The sequence below is a fragment of the Streptomyces sp. NPDC015220 genome (assembly GCF_043079345.1).
GTDB lineage: Bacteria > Actinomycetota > Actinomycetes > Streptomycetales > Streptomycetaceae > Streptomyces.
This window is the reverse complement of sequence record NZ_JBIBUK010000005.1, coordinates 100,264-116,586: the sequence shown is the minus strand read 5'-3', so window position 1 is coordinate 116,586 and position 16,323 is coordinate 100,264. Positions and strand designations below refer to the sequence as shown.

Here is a 16,323-nt window from a genome sequence, read left to right as displayed (position 1 = left end):
CTGTTTGTCCGACAAGCAGCCACCCAGAAGGGAACCCCGTGAGCAACAAGCAGGACCCGAGCGTCTGGCGGGGCTTCAGGGCCTTCCTGATGCGCGGGAACGTCGTCGATCTGGCCGTCGCGGTGGTCGTCGGCGCGGCCTTCACCAACATCGTCAACTCGGTGGTGAAGGGTGTGATCAACCCGGTCGTCGGGGCGATCGGCACCAAGAACCTGGATCACTACAGCTCGTGCCTGAGTTCGACCTGCCAGGGCGACCAGGGCATCCGGATCATGTGGGGCTCCGTTCTCGGCTCCACGCTGCAGTTCCTGATCACGGCGGCGGTGGTCTACTTCCTGATGGTCCTGCCGATGGCCAAGTTCCTGGCCCGGCAGGAGGCCCGCCGGAAGGCGAAGACAGGCACGCATGAGACCGTCGAGGTGACCGAGATCCAGGTGCTCCAGGAGATCCGCGACGAGCTGGTCGCGCGACGCGAGTCCCAGACCGGGGGGCGGTAGCCCGCACCGGCCGGCCGGCGACAGCGGCCACGGCAGCGGCCCGGCGGCTCCGCCGGCCTCAGAGGTGGTGCGGCGGCTTCTCGTCGAGGAAGCGCTTGAGATCGGCGGCGGCGTCGCCGTCCGGACGTTCGCCCCAGCCCCGGTCGGTGTCGTCCGTGGACTGCTGGCTCAGCGGGTCGTCGAAGATCAGCGCGTTCTTCGGATCGTGCGGCTCGGTGGCGGTACTCATGGCTCAAGGGTACGGTCCTCCTCGCGGCGGGCGCGGCCCGTGACCGGGCGCCGGGGTGCGGGACGCGGGAAGACTGATCCCCATGACAGCTGACGCTTTGACGGACGTCACCGGTGTGCGCGTGGGGCACGCCACGCGCAGGGGCGACGGATGGCTGACCGGGACGACGGTCGTACTGGCGCCGGAGGGCGGCGCGGTCGCCGCCGTCGACGTGCGCGGGGGCGGGCCCGGCACCAAGGAGACCGACGCCCTCGATCCGCGCAATCTGGTGCGCACGGTGGAGGCGGTGGTGCTGACCGGTGGCAGCGCGTACGGGCTGGACGCCGCGTCGGGGGTGATGGCCTGGCTGGAGGAGCGGGGGCGCGGGGTGCGGGTCGGCCCCGAACCGACCCATGTGGTGCCGGTCGTGCCCGCCGCCTGTGTCTTCGACCTGGGCCGGGGCGGCGACTTCCAGGCCCGCCCGGACGCGGCCACCGGACGCGCGGCGGTCGAGGCCGCCGCCGCGAGCGAGCCGGGCGGACCCGTGGCACAAGGATGCGTCGGCGCGGGCACGGGAGCGGCCGTGGGACCGGTCAAGGGCGGCGTCGGCACCGCGAGCACGGTGCTCGACTCGGGTGTCACGGTGGCGGCACTGGTGGTGGCCAACGCGGCCGGCTCGGCGGTGGACCCCGAAACGGGCGTGCTGTACGGGGAGTTGTTCCAGGGCCGGGTGGAGTATCCCGACGCTCGGACGCACCGGGCCGCGCGCCGGCGGCTCGCGCAGTCCGCCGCACGCAACGCACCGCCTCCGCTGAACACCACGCTCGCGGTGGTCGCCACCGACGCGGACCTGTCCAAGGCACAGGCGCAGAAGCTGGCCGGCACGGCGCACGACGGCATCGCGCGCGCGGTGCGGCCGGTGCACCTGCTCAACGACGGGGACACGGTGTTCGCGCTGGCCACCGGCGCCCGCCCGCTCGGCACCGGCCGGCCCCTCGACCTGAACGACGTCCTCGCGGCCGGCGCGGACGTCGTGACCCGCGCGATCGTCCGCGCCGTTCGCACCGCCGAGCCGGTGACCGGACCCGGCGGTTCGTGGCCGGCGTACGGGGAGTTGTACCCGGCCCGTGGCGAGGGGAGCCGCTGAGGCCTGAGCCGAGCCGTCGGAAACCGAAGCCGGGCGGGCGGGCGGGAGCCGTCGGAAACCGAAGCCGGGCGGGCGCGCGGGGCGGGAACCGCCCGGACCGGACCGGAGCGGGCGCGCGGGAGCCGTCGGGTCCGGAAGCCGTGGAGGCGGCAACCGCCGAGGCGGAGGCGAGGTGTCGACGGCGGGTTTCAGCAGGCCGCCGGCAGGCCGCCGGCAGGCCGTCCGGGAAGGGGGGATCTCGGCCCGGGCGATGAGAGCCGGGGCGGACGGGAAGCGGTGCTCGTCGCTGTCGTTCCCGGTCGCCGGGCGGACCAACTGCCGCCGCCGACCCCGTCGGTGGAACGGCCGGTGTGTCACACCGGACCTTCGATTGTTCCGGTTCTGTCACGTGCGGGCTTTTCGGCCGGTCGGCGGGAACCTTGGGAGGGCCCGGTCGCCTCTTCACCCACACACTGAGTGGATCACGCACCTCACACGAACCTGGAGCAGCCCGTGACAACGCCGGACATAGCAGCGCGGCGCGTACTTGGGGCCTGTGCCGCCCTGGTGGTCGGCGCCCTGACCCTCACCGGATGCGGTGGCGACGCCAAGGCCGGCGACGACGGCAAGGGCGGCGGCAAGTCGACCCCGAAGACCTCCTCGGCGAAGATCGTCATCTCGGCCAAGGACGGTTCGACGAGCGCGTCGATCAACGCCACCGGCGTGAAGGTCAGCGACGGCAAGCTCACCGACGTGAAGATGACCGTGGCCGGGACGGGCCAGGCGGTACCGGGTTCGATCTCGGCGGACGGCGCCGTCTGGAAGCCGAAGGAGCAGCTGGAGCGCGGGACCAAGTACCAGATCTCCGCGACCGCGAAGGACTCCGGCGGGCTCACCGCCGCCGCCAACTCCATCTTCACGACCGTCACCACGGCGAACAGCTTCATCGGCACCTACACGCCGGACAACGGCACCACGGTGGGCGTGGGCATGCCGGTGTCGTTCACCTTCGACAAGGCGATCAGCGACAAGAAGACCGTCCAGTCGCACATCACCGTCACCTCCAGCAGCGGCCAGCAGGTGGTGGGCCACTGGTTCGGCGCGCAGCGGCTCGACTTCCGGCCCGACGACTACTGGAAGGCCGGCTCCAAGGTCACGATGAAGATCGACCTGGACGGCGTGCAGGGCGCGAACGGCGTCTACGGCGTGCAGAAGAAGACCGTGACGTTCACGGTCGGCCGCTCGCAGGTCTCCACGGTGGACGCCAACACGCAGACCATGACGGTCGTCCGGGACGGGCAGACGGTCAAGACGATCCCGGTCTCCACCGGCAGCCCGGAGCACACCACCTACAACGGCAAGATGGTGATCTCGGAGAAGTTCATCCAGACCCGGATGAACAGCCAGACCGTCGGCCTGGGCGGCGAGTACGACATCGCCGACGTGCCGCACGCCATGCGCCTGACGACCTCCGGCACCTTCATCCACGGCAACTACTGGTACAACCAGGGCAATCCGCCCTTCGGCAGCGCGGGCACCAGCCACGGCTGCGTCGGCCTCAGGGACGTGCGCGGCGCCCAGGGCGACACCCCCGCCAAGTGGTTCTACGACAGCTCGCTCATCGGCGACGTGGTGGTCGTGAAGAACTCCCCCGACAAGACCGTCACCCCGGACAACGGGCTCAACGGCTGGAACATGTCGTGGAGCGAGTGGACCGCCGGCAGCGCGGCCTGACCGCCCCGTTCGGCTCACGGGCCACGAAACGCCTCTGAGCAGCGGATTTTGACGAATCGCCGGGCCGTGCGGGAACTTCTCGCGCGGCCCGGCCGTTTTTCCGGCAGACGTTTTCTCGGTTCCCTGTCACGATGTCCGACCGAGGGGCTACGGTATGCACCCACAAGGTGACATGCAGCAACGCCGGGAGAAACCTTGAGCGTTCCGTACGAGACGGCCGCGTACGAACCACGCGAGTCGCCCGAGTCTCCGGAGGAGCACCTGGCGCGGCTCCTCGGCCGGGCGCTGAACTCCTTCGAACTGCCCGACGAGACCATACGCCGGCTCGACTGCGCGCTGGCGTACGACGGCTCGCTGCGCTCCGCGCACCACAGCGCCGGACTGCACCGCGAGACGTACCGGCACACCTGGCTGCTCGCCGACGGCTCGGCCCTCACCCTCTGGGAGCTGGTGCACAACACCGTGCCGGGCGGTGAGGCGCAGCACGAGGTGTATCTCGACGAGGAGGAACTGCGCACGGCCACCGTCCGGCTGCCGCTCCCGCCGGACTCGCCGGACTTCGAGCTGCCGGTGCCGGTGCAGTTGGCGTCGCTGCCCGAGTCGCGGCCCACATACGCCCCGGACGACTCGGCCGACCACGCGCGCCGTCTGCTGCGGCGGGCGGAGAACGCGGACCGGCCGGGCACGGATGTCGTCTCGCTGCTGGCGACGGCGTCCGGGCACCGGATCACCCAGGCGTTCGGCCGTCCCTGCCGCGCGGGCCGTGCCGGGCTGTGCTTCACGCTCTACGAGCACGCGTTCCTGCTGAGCGACGGCATGGAGGTCTCCCTGTGGGAGGTCGAGCACACGGCGACCCCCGACGGACGCCACATGTGCGAGGTGTACGCGACGGAGGACGCGGCCCGGGACGCCATGGAGCGGCGGGCCTCGCAGACGTCCTAGATCCTCGCGGGCGTCCTGGGTCACGCGGGCGTTCTAGAAGCTCGCGGGCGTCCTGGGCCTCGTGGGCGTTCTAGAAGCTCGCGGGCGTCCTGGGCCTCGTGGGCGGACCGCCGTGACGGGGCTCGGTCCGGGCGGTGGTTCAGCCGTCGCCGAGCTGCCGCATAAGGCCCGCGAAGGCGGCCCGTTCCGCCGCCGACAGTTCCACGTACTCCCGATGCGGGCCGGAGGTGCGCTGGGGCGGGACGGCCGCCAGTCGCTGCGCGGGACGGCGTCGGCGGATCTCGAGCCGGAGGCCGTACCGGTAACCGGCGAGGACGATGGCGCAGGCGATGATCAGAGCGGCGGGCACGGCCACGCCGAACCACATCAGGATCGAGACGTGCTCAGGCATGTCTTCAAGTGAACACCACGGTCCGGGACGTTGGCCCCGGACCGTGACGTATCTCGCAGGTGACGTGAACTACTCACAGCACCCCAAAGCGACCTGATCGGATCGCGGGATTCACACCGCGACCGGCTGCGTGCGGTCCGCCGACGCCGACCGCACGCCCGCGCCGTCCCGCCCTGTCCCCGCGGCGCCCGGCGTGGGCCCTCGCAGCGCCTTGAGGGCGACCACCAGGACGGTGGTCGTGCGCACACCCGCCGCGATGGGGATCAGGCAGAGGGCGGGCCGCCGTTCGGCGGGACCACGAGGACGCCTCCGTGCGGAGCGTGCTGCGTCGCGCCGCACGTCATCGACAGAGCGCCGGCGAGCACGCCGCCCGCCGACGCCGACGCCGACGGCATCACGATGCCGCACGGGCTGCCACGCCCCGCCGCGCCGCGAACGGTCTCCCACGCCCCGCCGCGTACGGGGGTCTTCGTGTCCCGCCTCGCACGGGCCCCCGCGGCCCGCCGCGTACGGGCCTCCACGGCCCGCCGTGGGCGGCTGTTCCCCTTGCCCGCCGTGGACGGTCCGCCATGCGTCCGAGCGTGGGGCCGGCATGACGATGGGCCCGGCGCGCCATCGGCCGCCGGGCCCTCACCTCACCTCACCTGCTCAGGCGACCAGTTCGGGCTCTCGCTGCCCCGTCGGAGCCGTCTCGGCACCGGTCTCCGCACCGGCGCCCTCCATGTGCTGGGCCGGCCGCTTCGGCAGCGCGGACATCAGAACGAAGATGGCTCCGAGGACCACCGCCACCCACACCAGCGCGTGCTGGAAGGCGTTCACGAAGGCCGGTCCCACCTGGGCCGGGGTCAGCCGGTCGCCGACGACGCCGAAGAAGACCACCGACACCAGCCCGAGCCCCAGCGCGTTGCCCATCTGCTGCACCGTGTTGATCAGGCCGGACGCCGAACCGGCGTGCTCACGCGGTACCTCCGACAGCACCGCGTCCGTCAGCGGGGCGACGATCAGCCCCATGCCCACGCCCATCACGACCAGCGGCAGCGCCATCTGCCACGGGGTGATGCGCAGGCCGAAGTGGTCGGACTCCCAGATGTAGAGCAGGACGCCGACCGCCATCAGCAGCGCGCCCGTCTGGAGCACCTTGCGGCCGAACCGCGGGACCAGCTTCTGCACCGACAGCCCGGCCGCCACGGACACCGCGACCGAGAAGGGCACGCCCGTCAGGCCGGCCCGCAGCGGGCTCCAGCCCAGGCCGATCTGCATGTAGAGCGTCCATACCAGGAAGAAGACGCCCAGGGCGACCCCGAAGACCGTCTGCACCGCGATGCCGGCGGCGAAGCTCTTGACCTTGAACAGTGACAGCTCGACCAGCGGGGAACCGTCCCGCGCCGCCTTCCGCCGCTCGAACACCACGAGCGCCGCGAAGACCACCGGCGCGCCCGCCATCGACACGTACCCCCACGCCGGCCAGCCCAGCTCGCGGCCCCGGGTCAGCGGGTAGAGCAGCATCAGCAGGCCCAGCGTGACCAGGCCGACCCCCACCAGGTCCAGCTTCATCGCACGCGGGGACCGCGACTCGGTGATGAAGCGGCTGCCGAGGAGGAACGCCACGACACCGACCGGCAGGTTGATCAGGAAGATCGGGCGCCATTCCAGACCGAACAGGTTCCACTGCGTCAGCAGCGCGCCGAGCAGCGGGCCGGAGACCGCGCCCAGGCCGACGATCGCACCGAACAGGCCGAAGACCTTGCCGCGCTCGTGCGCCGGGAAGGTGGCGTGCACGATCGACAGCACCTGCGGGACCATCATCGCCGCCATGCCGCCCTGGAGGATGCGGGAGGCCACCAGCATCTCGGGGCTCGCGGCGAACCCGCACAGCGCGGAGGCGAGGGTGAAGCCGCCGATGCCGACGAGGAACAGCCGCTTGCGGCCGTGAATGTCGCCGAGCCGGCCGCCGGTGATCAGCCCGGCCGCGAAGGCGAGGGCGTAACCGGCGGTGATCCATTGGATCTGGCTGAAGGACGCGCCCGCGTCCTGCTGGATGGACGGGATCGCGATGTTGACGATCGTGACGTCCACGAGGTCCATGAAGGCCGCGGTCATCACGATCGCCAACGCGAACCAGCGGCGGCGGTCGGCCGCCTGCGCTGAGCTGCTGACAAGGGTTTCGCTGGAGGACATGTGGCCAAGGTAGGAACCCAGTAGGTCAGACCATGTCCTAGATCTGCGGGATCCTCGTAACCATGACGACGGACACTCCGGCCCGGCTCCTCCAACTCCTGTCGCTGCTCCAGACGCCCCGCGAGTGGCCCGGTGGCGAGCTCGCCGAACGGCTCGGGGTGTCCCGGCGCACCGTGCGGCGGGACATCGACCGGCTGCGCGAGCTCGGCTATCCGGTGCAGGCGACCATGGGATCCGACGGCGGGTACCGGCTGGTCGCGGGAAAGGCGATGCCGCCGCTCGTGCTCGACGACGAGGAGGCGGTGGCGATCGCGGTCGGGCTGCGGGCGGGCGCCGGGCACGCGATCGAGGGCATGGACGAGGCGTCGGTGCGGGCGCTGACCAAACTGGAGCAGGTGTTGCCGGCCCGGTTGCGCCACCGCGTGTCCACCCTGCAAGCCGCGACGACGCCGCTGACCAGCGGGGACGGGGCCAGTGTCGCCCCCGAGACGCTGACCGTCATGGCGTCGGCGGTGGCCGGGCGGGAGCGGCTGCGGTTCGCCTATCGCGCCGGGGACGGCACCGGGACGCGGCGGGTGACGGAGCCGTACCGGCTGGTGTCGACCGGGTGGCGCTGGTACCTCGTGGCGTACGACCTGGACCGGGCGGACTGGCGGACGTTCCGGGTCGACCGGGTGAGCGAGCCGTTCGCGACCGGGGCGCGGTTCGCACCGCGGGAACTGCCGGCGGGGAGCGCGGCGGAGTATCTGCGGCGGTCGGTGTACCAGTACCAGGAGACGTACACGTTCTCGGTGACGTTCGCGGAACCGGCCGAGTCGGTCGCGGGGCGGCTGCCCGCCTGGCTCGGCGCGCCGGAGCCGCTGGACGGCGGCCGCTGCCGCCTCCGGGCCACCACCGGCGACCACGTGGAACGGCTCGCGGTCCGGCTGGCGACACTGGGCTGCGACTTCACCGTGCACGAGCCGCCCGAGCTGGTGACGAGCGTACGAGAGCTGGGAGCGCGCCTGACGCGGGCCACGGACACCTGAGCCAGGGCAGCCGGACCACCGAAGAAGCCACGACCACCACCGGTCGACCATTCCGAGAATCGTCGTCCGGCCACGGCGACCACCGGTCGTCGGCCCAACAGACGTCTGCGGCCCAACAGACCGCCCGGCCACGACCACCACCGTTCGGCGCCCCAGCCGCCGCCCGGCCACAGTGACCACCGACCACCCGCCGCCCGCCACCACGGCCACAGCCACAGCCACAGCCGAACCGGCCGACCAACTGCGGGGTCCCGCCGACTCCTCCGGTCAGGCGCCCCTGCTGTCCCGTCCGGCTGTCCGGCCGTTGAAGGCTCCCTGTCTCTCAAGTCTCTTCCGTCGCTAGGCCCTCTCCCCCCTCTCGCGGTTCTCCCGCCTCCCAGCTGAAGTCCCGCAGAGCCGCCAGGTTGCGCAGGGCCAGAGCGGTGGGGCCATTGGGGCCGTCGCCGAGTTCTTCGCCGTCCGCCCACGCCTCCACGGCCACGCGCACGGCGGCGCTCGCCACCGCGGCGGTGAACCGGAGCTCCGGGGTGATGTCGTCGGCCCCGGTGCCACCGCCCACGTTTTCGGTCGCTCCCTGTGCCGTCGCGCCCGCCGGCGTGCCGGTCGGCGTGCCCGCCGGCGCACCCGTCGGCCCCTCCGTCCGGTGCTCCGGCGCCGTACGGGCCGCCAGCGCCTCCGCCAGGTTCCGTTCCGACGCCTGGCAGATCTCGGCCCAGACCTTGCGCACCGCCGGGTTGGTCCCGGCCAGGTGGATGAGGGTGCGGGCCCACTGCCAGGAGACCGCCGAGACTCCGGCGGCGGGGGCGCAGGCGTGACGCACGGCGTGGGCCAGGGCCTCGGGAACGGACAGCCCGGCCGGGGCCTCGCGGACCGCTCGCGTCCACCGCTCGGCGCCCGCCGCGTAGAGCGGGGCCACGGCCTCCTCCTTGGTGGCGAAGTAGCGGTAGAAGGTGCGCGGGGCGACGCCGGCGGCCTGGGCGATGTCCTCGGCCCGGGTCGCGCGCAGGCCGCGGGTCACGAAGAGGCGGGCCGCCGCCCGGGCGATCTCCATGCGTGTGGCCGCCTTGCGGCGCTCGGTCAAGGTGGCGGACTCGCGCGGAGCGGGGGTGGGGCTGGTCACGGTCGGCAGGCTATGCCTGTGTGGCACAATCTGCCATCTGGGTGGGCCACCCCGGGGTTCAGGTCCGGGGTGACCCGCCTCTTCCGGCACGCCTCGGGACAGGGATGGAGCCGGGCTCCGGCGACCTGGGGGGTCAGGCGCCGAAGCCCGGCTCGAGGAAGGTCCCGGCGCCGGGGGGAGTGCGTCGGGACGTGGCTCGGATGGTCGTGTCGTGCTGGGCGTTCCATACGTACGGCACGTACGGAACGTTCATACCGGGTGCGGTCCGTGCGCGGCGCGGCGTTCTGCACGACGCGCCCGGTACTCCTGCCCGGACGGCTGCGGGGCGTCGGTCCGCGCCGACCGGGAGCCGGCCTTGGAGCCGAACGCGAGGTCGCCCCCGGGCCGCTCGAACCTCCGCGCCCGGAACTGTTGTTCCCGGGCCCGCGCCCCTTGAAGCGATGGTCCACGGCCATGTTCGCGCGGGCTTTCGCCACCGGGCGTACGCCGTCGGCATCTCCCCAAGGCACCGGGCGCCCACCCGTGGTGCGGACCGCGGCCGGGCCCGGTCCGGTCCGGTCGCCCCTGGCGAACCGTCCCGGCCGGATCCGGCCCCGGATCACGCCGCCGCGTCGAAGCCCGTGTCGCGGGCCAGCTTCTTCAGCTCCAGCAGCGCGTGCTTCTCGATCTGGCGGATGCGCTCCCGGGTCAGGCCGTGCTCCTTGCCGACCTCGGTCAGCGTGCGCTCGCGGCCGTCCTCGATGCCGTAGCGCATCTTGATGATGGACGCCGTGCGCTGGTCGAGGCGGCCGATCAGGTCGTCGAGCTCCTCGCTGCGCAGCAGGGTCAGCACCGACTGCTCGGGCGACACCGCGGAGGTGTCCTCCAGCAGGTCGCCGAACTGGGTCTCCCCCTCGTCGTCCACCGACATGTTCAGCGAGACCGGGTCACGGGCCCAGTCCAGGACGTCCGCGACGCGCTCCGGCGTCGAGCCGAGCTCCGCGGCGATCTCCGCGGGCTCGGGCTCCCGGCCGTTCTCCCGGTTGAACTCGCGCTGGACACGGCGGATGCGGCCCAGCTCCTCCACCAGGTGGACGGGCAGCCGGATCGTGCGGGACTGGTCCGCGATGGAGCGCGTGATCGCCTGGCGTATCCACCAGGTGGCGTACGTCGAGAACTTGAAGCCCTTGCGGTAGTCGAACTTCTCCACCGCGCGCACCAGGCCGGCGTTGCCCTCCTGGATCAGGTCCAGCAGCGGCAGGCCGCTGCGCGGATAGCGGCGGGCGACCGCCACGACCAGACGCAGATTGGAGCGGATGAAGACGTCCTTGGCCCGCTCGCCCGCGTCGACCAGAGCCTGAAGCTCCTCAGGGGTGGCCTCCGCCTGCGACTCCTCGTACCCGTCGAGGATCTGCCGCGCGAACACACCCGCCTCGATGACCTGGGACAGCTCGACTTCCTTGGCGGCGTCGAGCAGCGGTGTGCGCGCGATCTCGTCGAGGTACATGCCGACCAGGTCGCGATCGGCGATCTCGCCGCCATGGGCGCGAACACTGCTTGCCGCGTCGGCCGTCTCGCCGGTGGCGGACTTACGACGGGCGACGGCACGGGTTGCCATGCGTGCTCCCTTGCGATGGTGGGTCAGCGGGTGGTCCTTGGGACGCTTGGCACTTCTTCGGACTCTTCGGAACTCTCCTCGGGTGCCCCGCATCCGATGGAAACAACGACTGGAATCAGGACAGAATTCCCAACCCACCCTCCGATTTTTCTGATCATGCAGTACCCTGTCGCCCGCAGCGCGCCGAGCGCCCCGGAAACAGGTGCGGATTCCCAGGTCAGGGCGGGGGCGGGAAACCCTCAAAGCCCTCACCGGCCCCATTGGCCACCCCGCACATGAGACGCCCGTCACACCGATGCCGCAGTCCGTTCCACGGGAGAGCGTCGCCCTTGATCGCCCTCCCACTCTCATGGACGGCCCGTACCGGCGGAAGGTTGCCGCAAACCCGGACTCTCAGGGAATTCCCAGACCCTCCACACACCGCTCCCAACGCGGCTCAGCACCCACACGTTCCAGCCGCGCCGTCCGCCCCGCCCCGCCCCGCCCCGGGATCAGCCGAACTGCACCGACCGCTTCGCCATTCCCAGCCAGAAGCCGTCGATCACCGACCGCTGCGCGTCCAGTTCGCCGCCGGCCTCGGCCGCGCCCATGGTCACGAACAGCGGTGCGAAGTGTTCGGTGCGCGGATGGGCGTACCGGCCCGCCGGGGCCTTGTCGAGGAAGTCCAGCAGGGCGTCCCAGTCACGGGCCTGAAGGGCGCGCCGGCCCCAGTCGTCGAACTCCGACGACCAGCTCGGCACTCCAGGGCCCACGTGCCGCAGCGCGGCCAGGTTGTGGGTGAAGAAGCCGGAGCCGACGATCAGCACGCCCTCGTCGCGCAGTGGCGCGAGCCTGCGGCCGATGTCCATGAGCCTGACCGGGTCGAGGGTCGGCATGGAGATCTGCAGGACGGGGACGTCCGCGTCCGGGTACATCTCGACCAGCGGCACATAGGCGCCGTGATCGAGGCCGCGGTCCGGCACGTCCTGCACGGGCAGGCCCGGACCGCGCAGCAGCTTGCGCACGCTCTCGGCGAGTTCGGGCGCGCCCGGGGCGGCGTACCGCACCTGGTAGTAGTGCTCGGGGAAGCCCCAGAAGTCGTAGACGAGGGGGACCGTCCCGACGGCGCCGAGGGCGAGCGGGGCCTCCTCCCAGTGGGCGGAGACGACGAGGATCGCCTTGGGCCGGGGCAGGGCGGCGGACCAGGCGGCGAGCTGGCCGGGCCAGACCGGGTCGTCGGCGAGCGGCGGGGCGCCGTGGCTGAGGTAGAGGGCGGGCATGCGCCCCTCGACGGTGGCGGACACGACGGCGGCTCCCTGCGGTCATCGACCGGATCACTGGAACTTCGCCCGTCCGCGCTTCGCCGGCCGGCATCCCACCCGCCCGTACCGCGCCCGGCCCTCGCGAAGTTCACTTGAACTTTAAAGCATTACGGTGCCAGGGTACCCTTTTTCGTTTAAAATTCAAGAAGCCTCCTCGTACAGTGGGTCCATGAACACGGCTCCCTCATCCGCGCCCGAGTCCCCGTCCGCCGCCGGGGCCCACCGTTGGCTCACCGCCGACGAGCAGTGCGTCTGGCGTTCCTACCTGCACGCCACCACCCTCCTCGAGGACCACCTCGACCGGCAGTTGCAGCGCGACGCGGGCATGCCGCACATCTACTACGGCCTCCTCGTCAAGCTCGCCGAGTCCCCGGACCGCCGGCTGCGGATGACCGAGCTGGCCATGGACGCCAAGATCACCCGCTCCCGGCTCTCCCACGCCGTCGCCCGGCTGGAGAAGAACGGCTGGGTGCGCCGCGAGGACTGCCCCTCCGACAAGCGGGGCCAGTTCGCCGTGCTCACCGACGAGGGCCGCGAGGTGCTGCGGCGCACCGCACCAGGCCATGTGGCCGCCGTGCGCCAGGCGCTGTTCGACCGGCTCAGCCCGGAACAGCAGAAGTCCCTCGGCGAGATCATGCAGATCGTCGCCGAGGGACTCCAGCCCGACGAAGCGGGCGCGGACCTGCCCTGGCTCCGCTGAGCGGGCCGGAACCCGCGGCGCGGGCCCGGCGGGCTTCCCGGCCCGGCAGGCGCCCCCCTGGGCCCGGCAGGTGCCCGGCGAGTCCGGCAGGTGCCCGGCGAGTCCGGCAGGCGCCCGGCGGGTCCGGGAAGGGTGTTCCGGACCCGCCGGGTGGCGCGAGCCCGGCGGTGCGGGGCAAGCGGTGCGGGCTCTTGGTGTCAGTGCGCGATGACCGGCACCGGCACCTCGTCCTCGACGCCCTCGCCCTGACCGGCGGCCGAACCCGAGCCGGTCACCGTGGTGCTGCCCGGCCGGCCCGCGTTGACGAAGGTCAGCGCGATGACGCCGGCCACCGCCAGGATGCCGACGGCGAACCAGATGGCGTTGGTGTAGCCGTGCACCAGGCCCTGCACCTGGACCAGTTGCTGTCGCGACCCGGCGGGGCCTGCGGCCGCGATGTGGTCCTTGATGTAGGAGGCGGTCGCGGAGGAGGCGATCGTGTTCAGCAGGGCGGTGCCGATGGCGCCGCCCACCTGCTGCGAGGTGTTGACCATCGCGGAGGCGACACCGGCGTCGCGCGGCTGGACACCCTGGGTGGCCAGGGACATGGCCGGCATGAACGCCGTGCCCATGCCCAGGCCGAGCAGCAGCATCGCGGGCAGCAGCAGGGCCGGGTACGAGGAGTCGACCTTCAGCTGGGTCAGCAGCAGCATGCCGACGGCGGCGACCAGGAACCCGGGACCCATCAGCAGCCGGGCCGGGACACGGGTCATCAGCCGGGTGCCGATCTGGGTGGAGCCGGTGATCATGCCCGCGATCATCGGGAGGAAGGCGAAGCCGGTCTTGACCGGCGAGTAGCCCTTCACGATCTGCAGGTAGTAGGTCAGGAAGAGGAACAGGCCGAACATGCCGATGATGGCCAGGCCCAGCGAGAGGTAGATGCCGCCGCGGTTGCGCTCGGTGATCACCCGCAGCGGCAGCAGCGGGGCCTTCACCCTCGACTCCACCAGCACGAAGGCGGTGAGCAGCACGACGGACGCGACGAACATGGAGACGGTCGTCGCGTCGCCCCAGCCGTCGGACTCGGCGCGGGTGAAGCCGTACACCAGAGCGACCAGTCCGAGGGTGGACAGGACCACGCCCGGGATGTCGAGCGGCGAGCGGTTGCGGCTGCCGGCCGGCTCCCGGACGACGAAGTAGGCGCCGGCCGCGGCGAGGACGGCGAACGGGATGTTCACGAAGAAGGTCCAGCGCCAGTTGAGGTACTCGGTGAGGAAACCGCCGAGGATCAGGCCGACCGCGCCACCGCCGCCGGCGATGGCGCCGTAGATGCCGAACGCCTTGGCGCGCTCCTTGGCATCGGTGAACATCACCGCGAGCAGGGAGAGCGCGGCGGGCGCGAGCAGCGCGCCGAAGGCGCCCTGCAGCGCGCGGGCGCCGAACATCATCGCGCCGGTGGTGGCGGCGCCGCCGAGCGCGGAGGCCGCGGCGAAGCCGGTCAGGCCGGTCACGAAGGCGCGCTTGCGGCCCCACAGGTCGGATATCCGGCCGCCGAACAGGAGCAGTCCGCCGAAGGCGAGGGCGTAGGCGGTGACGACCCACTGGCGGTTGCCGTCGGAGATGCCCAGGTCCGTCTGGGCCGAGGGCAGGGCGATGTTCACGATGGTGGCGTCGAGGACGACCATCAGCTGGGCGAGCGCGATGAAGACCAGCGCCTTCCAGCGGTTGGCGTCCCCGGACTTCTCCAGGACGCCGCGAGTACCGGCGGCGCCGGTGGCGCGGACGCCGGAAGCCTGTGCGGCTGTTTCGGACATGGGTGTACCCACTTCGGGACTTCGTGACGGAAAAAGGGTGTCGAAAGGTGACGGCCCGCCCCCTCGGGGAGCGGTCGCAAGCAGTGGTTATGGGTGTTGACCGGAGTACGGCCCCCGACTGATCGGCTGATCGACGTTGATCAGGGTCGATCGGGGTTGATCCGTGTGGATGGGTTCTGGTCGGCGCTTGTTCGTCGTATCGATCGGTGCTGGTCGGTTCGATCAGCGTCGGGAGGTGCGATCGACGCTGGGAGGCGGGCTGGTGCCGGGAGGCGTGAACGGTGCCGGGAGGCGTGGCTGGCGCTGGGAGACGCGATCCGTACCGCTCGCCGCGAACGCTCGGACGGTCGCGTGGTCGTACGGTCGCACGGTCGTGAAGTCGGTCGGTCGCACGGTCGTGAAGTCGGTCGGTCGCACGGTCGCGCGATCAGGAGCAGGTCCGGCGGAGATCCTCCATGGTGATGGCCGTGCCCTGCAGGGCTGATCGGGCCGGGGCCCGCAGTCCGTCCAGGAACAGCTGAAGATGACGGTGGACGAAGCGGTCGTGGCCGAGGCAGCCGGTGCCGGCCGGGGGCCGGCTGAGCTGGGCCGCGGCGACCATCAGGTCACCGACGCCCACGTCGGTGCGCAGCTGCCCGGCCTCCGCGGCGCGGTCCATGATCTCCTGCACTAGGCTCTCGACCCGCTCGCGCGCTGCCTCGAGGTCGGGGTGGTTCTGGTCGAAGGTGCTGGAGACCATGGGGCACAGTGCGCTGACCCGCTCGTCGGCGGCGGTGTGCACGAAGCGCGACAGCGCCTCGAACGCGTCGCCGGTCTCCATGAGCGCCTGCTCCGCGGCGAGCGCCGTACGGTCCATGACCGAGCAGACGACCTCACGGACGAGGGCGTCGCGGTCGGGGAAGTTGCGGTACAGCGTGGCGTTGCCGACGCCGGCCCGGCGGGCGATCTCGTCGAGCGGCACGTCGGGTCCGTGCTCGACGAACATCTCCCGGGCGGCGGTGACGATCCGCTCCCGGTTGCGCAGGGCGTCGGCGCGCGGCCTGGTCGCCTTGCGCGGTACGGGGTTCGCGGTCGTCGCGGCCTGCACGGCGTACTCCTTCGGGTCGTGGTCGGATCGGCCGGTCGGCCGGGTCGGGTGAACCGGCCGGGTCGTCGGCCCGGCGGTTCGGGCGGTGGTGCGATCCGGAGAGGAAGTCCCCGTTTCGCGTTGACGTCTGACTAAACGGGGAAGAGGTCCCCGGTTATTTCCGCACCCGCGACGAGTTTTCGGTGACCTGTGTCACATTCACCGACCCGTGGTCGAAGCGGCCCCACCCCGCGGACGGACGCCCCGTTCCCATGGCCGGTTGGCCCGTTCCCACGGACGGGATTCCCGCGGACCGGGTGGCCCGCCGACGCGCGGGCCGCCACCCCTTCTCCCGCGGATGGACGCACCGTTCCCACGGACGGACGCACCGTTCCCACGGACGGACGCCCCACCGCCACGCGGGCCACCGCCCCCCTTTCCCACGGACGGACGCCCCATCGCCGCACCGGCCGCCGCCCCGTCCCCCCGGACGGGTGCCCCGCCCCCAATCCCTCCGACCCGCTCCCGCACCCGGACGGCCCGTTCGCACGACCGGAGTGGCCGCTTCCCACGACCGGACCGCTCCAGCGCGCGCCCGCCGCACCCGCGACAGAGGGTGATCGAAAGGGTGCAGTCGGAGAC

Annotated in this window: 15 protein-coding genes; 6 read left to right on the top strand and 9 right to left on the bottom strand. The window is 72.0% G+C overall.

Annotated elements, in window-relative coordinates; translation table 11 throughout:
- The first annotated feature begins 38 nt into the window (after positions 1-38).
- Positions 39-497 (top strand): large conductance mechanosensitive channel protein MscL, encoded by a 459-nt coding sequence (gene mscL, locus ACF061_RS14195; protein ID WP_392267139.1) that lies wholly within the window; start codon positions 39-41, stop codon positions 495-497.
- A gap of 58 nt (positions 498-555) precedes the next feature.
- On the opposite strand, the gene ACF061_RS14190 is transcribed toward mscL, so the two are convergent.
- Positions 556-726, bottom strand: a complete 171-nt coding sequence (locus ACF061_RS14190) for a hypothetical protein (protein ID WP_392267138.1) — start codon at positions 724-726, stop codon at positions 556-558.
- An 82-nt stretch (positions 727-808) separates the two neighbouring features.
- Between ACF061_RS14190 and ACF061_RS14185 the strand changes: the two genes are divergently transcribed.
- From ACF061_RS14185 to ACF061_RS14175, 3 genes are all read left to right on the top strand, one after another.
- Positions 809-1,852 carry a P1 family peptidase gene (locus ACF061_RS14185; RefSeq protein WP_392267137.1) on the top strand — a complete coding sequence of 348 codons (1,044 nt, stop codon included), beginning with the start codon at positions 809-811 and terminating at the stop codon, positions 1,850-1,852.
- Between the two features lie 492 nt (positions 1,853-2,344).
- A complete protein-coding gene (locus ACF061_RS14180; protein ID WP_392267136.1) occupies positions 2,345-3,565 on the top strand; it encodes an Ig-like domain-containing protein in 1,221 nt (406 codons plus the stop codon).
- Positions 3,566-3,760: 195 nt separating this feature from the next.
- On the top strand, positions 3,761-4,507 hold the full coding sequence (locus ACF061_RS14175; RefSeq protein ID WP_392267135.1) for a DUF6227 family protein: 747 nt from the start codon (positions 3,761-3,763) through the stop codon (positions 4,505-4,507).
- Between the two features lie 139 nt (positions 4,508-4,646).
- Here the strand turns inward: ACF061_RS14175 and ACF061_RS14170 are convergent, their stop codons facing one another.
- The 3 genes from ACF061_RS14170 to ACF061_RS14160 all read right to left on the bottom strand — a co-directional run bounded on the left by ACF061_RS14170 (position 4,647) and on the right by ACF061_RS14160 (position 7,076).
- The gene (locus tag ACF061_RS14170) at positions 4,647-4,898 is read right to left on the bottom strand and encodes a hypothetical protein (protein ID WP_392267134.1); all 252 of its coding nucleotides are present in this window, start codon (positions 4,896-4,898) and stop codon (positions 4,647-4,649) included.
- 111 nt (positions 4,899-5,009) lie between these two features.
- Positions 5,010-5,144 (bottom strand): hypothetical protein, encoded by a 135-nt coding sequence (locus ACF061_RS14165; RefSeq protein WP_392267133.1) that lies wholly within the window; start codon positions 5,142-5,144, stop codon positions 5,010-5,012.
- Between the two features lie 402 nt (positions 5,145-5,546).
- A complete protein-coding gene (locus tag ACF061_RS14160; protein ID WP_392267132.1) occupies positions 5,547-7,076 on the bottom strand; it encodes an MFS transporter in 1,530 nt (509 codons plus the stop codon).
- 62 nt (positions 7,077-7,138) lie between these two features.
- Between ACF061_RS14160 and ACF061_RS14155 the strand changes: the two genes are divergently transcribed.
- Positions 7,139-8,104 (top strand): helix-turn-helix transcriptional regulator, encoded by a 966-nt coding sequence (locus ACF061_RS14155; protein WP_392267131.1) that lies wholly within the window; start codon positions 7,139-7,141, stop codon positions 8,102-8,104.
- A 322-nt stretch (positions 8,105-8,426) separates the two neighbouring features.
- On the opposite strand, the gene ACF061_RS14150 is transcribed toward ACF061_RS14155, so the two are convergent.
- From ACF061_RS14150 to ACF061_RS14140, 3 genes are all read right to left on the bottom strand, one after another.
- On the bottom strand, positions 8,427-9,155 hold the full coding sequence (locus tag ACF061_RS14150) for a TetR/AcrR family transcriptional regulator (RefSeq protein WP_392267321.1): 729 nt from the start codon (positions 9,153-9,155) through the stop codon (positions 8,427-8,429).
- Between the two features lie 667 nt (positions 9,156-9,822).
- A complete protein-coding gene (locus ACF061_RS14145) occupies positions 9,823-10,821 on the bottom strand; it encodes an RNA polymerase sigma factor RpoD/SigA (protein WP_392267130.1) in 999 nt (332 codons plus the stop codon).
- A gap of 491 nt (positions 10,822-11,312) precedes the next feature.
- Positions 11,313-12,080: a dioxygenase gene (locus tag ACF061_RS14140; RefSeq protein WP_392267320.1), complete on the bottom strand. Its 768-nt coding sequence runs from the start codon at positions 12,078-12,080 to the stop codon at positions 11,313-11,315.
- Positions 12,081-12,291: 211 nt separating this feature from the next.
- Between ACF061_RS14140 and ACF061_RS14135 the strand changes: the two genes are divergently transcribed.
- The gene (locus ACF061_RS14135; RefSeq protein WP_392267129.1) at positions 12,292-12,822 is read left to right on the top strand and encodes a MarR family winged helix-turn-helix transcriptional regulator; all 531 of its coding nucleotides are present in this window, start codon (positions 12,292-12,294) and stop codon (positions 12,820-12,822) included.
- A gap of 197 nt (positions 12,823-13,019) precedes the next feature.
- Here the strand turns inward: ACF061_RS14135 and ACF061_RS14130 are convergent, their stop codons facing one another.
- Positions 13,020-14,615 carry an MFS transporter gene (locus tag ACF061_RS14130; RefSeq protein WP_392267128.1) on the bottom strand — a complete coding sequence of 532 codons (1,596 nt, stop codon included), beginning with the start codon at positions 14,613-14,615 and terminating at the stop codon, positions 13,020-13,022.
- A gap of 427 nt (positions 14,616-15,042) precedes the next feature.
- Positions 15,043-15,702 (bottom strand): TetR/AcrR family transcriptional regulator, encoded by a 660-nt coding sequence (locus tag ACF061_RS14125; RefSeq protein ID WP_392267127.1) that lies wholly within the window; start codon positions 15,700-15,702, stop codon positions 15,043-15,045.
- Positions 15,703-16,323 lie beyond the last annotated feature (621 nt).

What these genes read in the sequence shown, in the direction of transcription:
- ACF061_RS14190 (WP_392267138.1), bottom strand. Translation starts at nt 726, where the DNA reads ATGAGTACCGCCACCGAGCCGCACGATCCGAAGAACGCGCTGATCTTC.
- ACF061_RS14185 (WP_392267137.1), top strand. Translation starts at nt 809, where the DNA reads ATGACAGCTGACGCTTTGACGGACGTCACCGGTGTGCGCGTGGGGCAC.
- ACF061_RS14170 (WP_392267134.1), bottom strand. Translation starts at nt 4,898, where the DNA reads ATGCCTGAGCACGTCTCGATCCTGATGTGGTTCGGCGTGGCCGTGCCC.
- ACF061_RS14160 (WP_392267132.1), bottom strand. Translation starts at nt 7,076, where the DNA reads ATGTCCTCCAGCGAAACCCTTGTCAGCAGCTCAGCGCAGGCGGCCGAC.
- ACF061_RS14155 (WP_392267131.1), top strand. Translation starts at nt 7,139, where the DNA reads ATGACGACGGACACTCCGGCCCGGCTCCTCCAACTCCTGTCGCTGCTC.
- ACF061_RS14150 (WP_392267321.1), bottom strand. Translation starts at nt 9,155, where the DNA reads ATGGAGATCGCCCGGGCGGCGGCCCGCCTCTTCGTGACCCGCGGCCTG.
- ACF061_RS14145 (WP_392267130.1), bottom strand. Translation starts at nt 10,821, where the DNA reads ATGGCAACCCGTGCCGTCGCCCGTCGTAAGTCCGCCACCGGCGAGACG.
- ACF061_RS14140 (WP_392267320.1), bottom strand. Translation starts at nt 12,080, where the DNA reads ATGCCCGCCCTCTACCTCAGCCACGGCGCCCCGCCGCTCGCCGACGAC.
- ACF061_RS14135 (WP_392267129.1), top strand. Translation starts at nt 12,292, where the DNA reads ATGAACACGGCTCCCTCATCCGCGCCCGAGTCCCCGTCCGCCGCCGGG.
- ACF061_RS14130 (WP_392267128.1), bottom strand. Translation starts at nt 14,615, where the DNA reads ATGTCCGAAACAGCCGCACAGGCTTCCGGCGTCCGCGCCACCGGCGCC.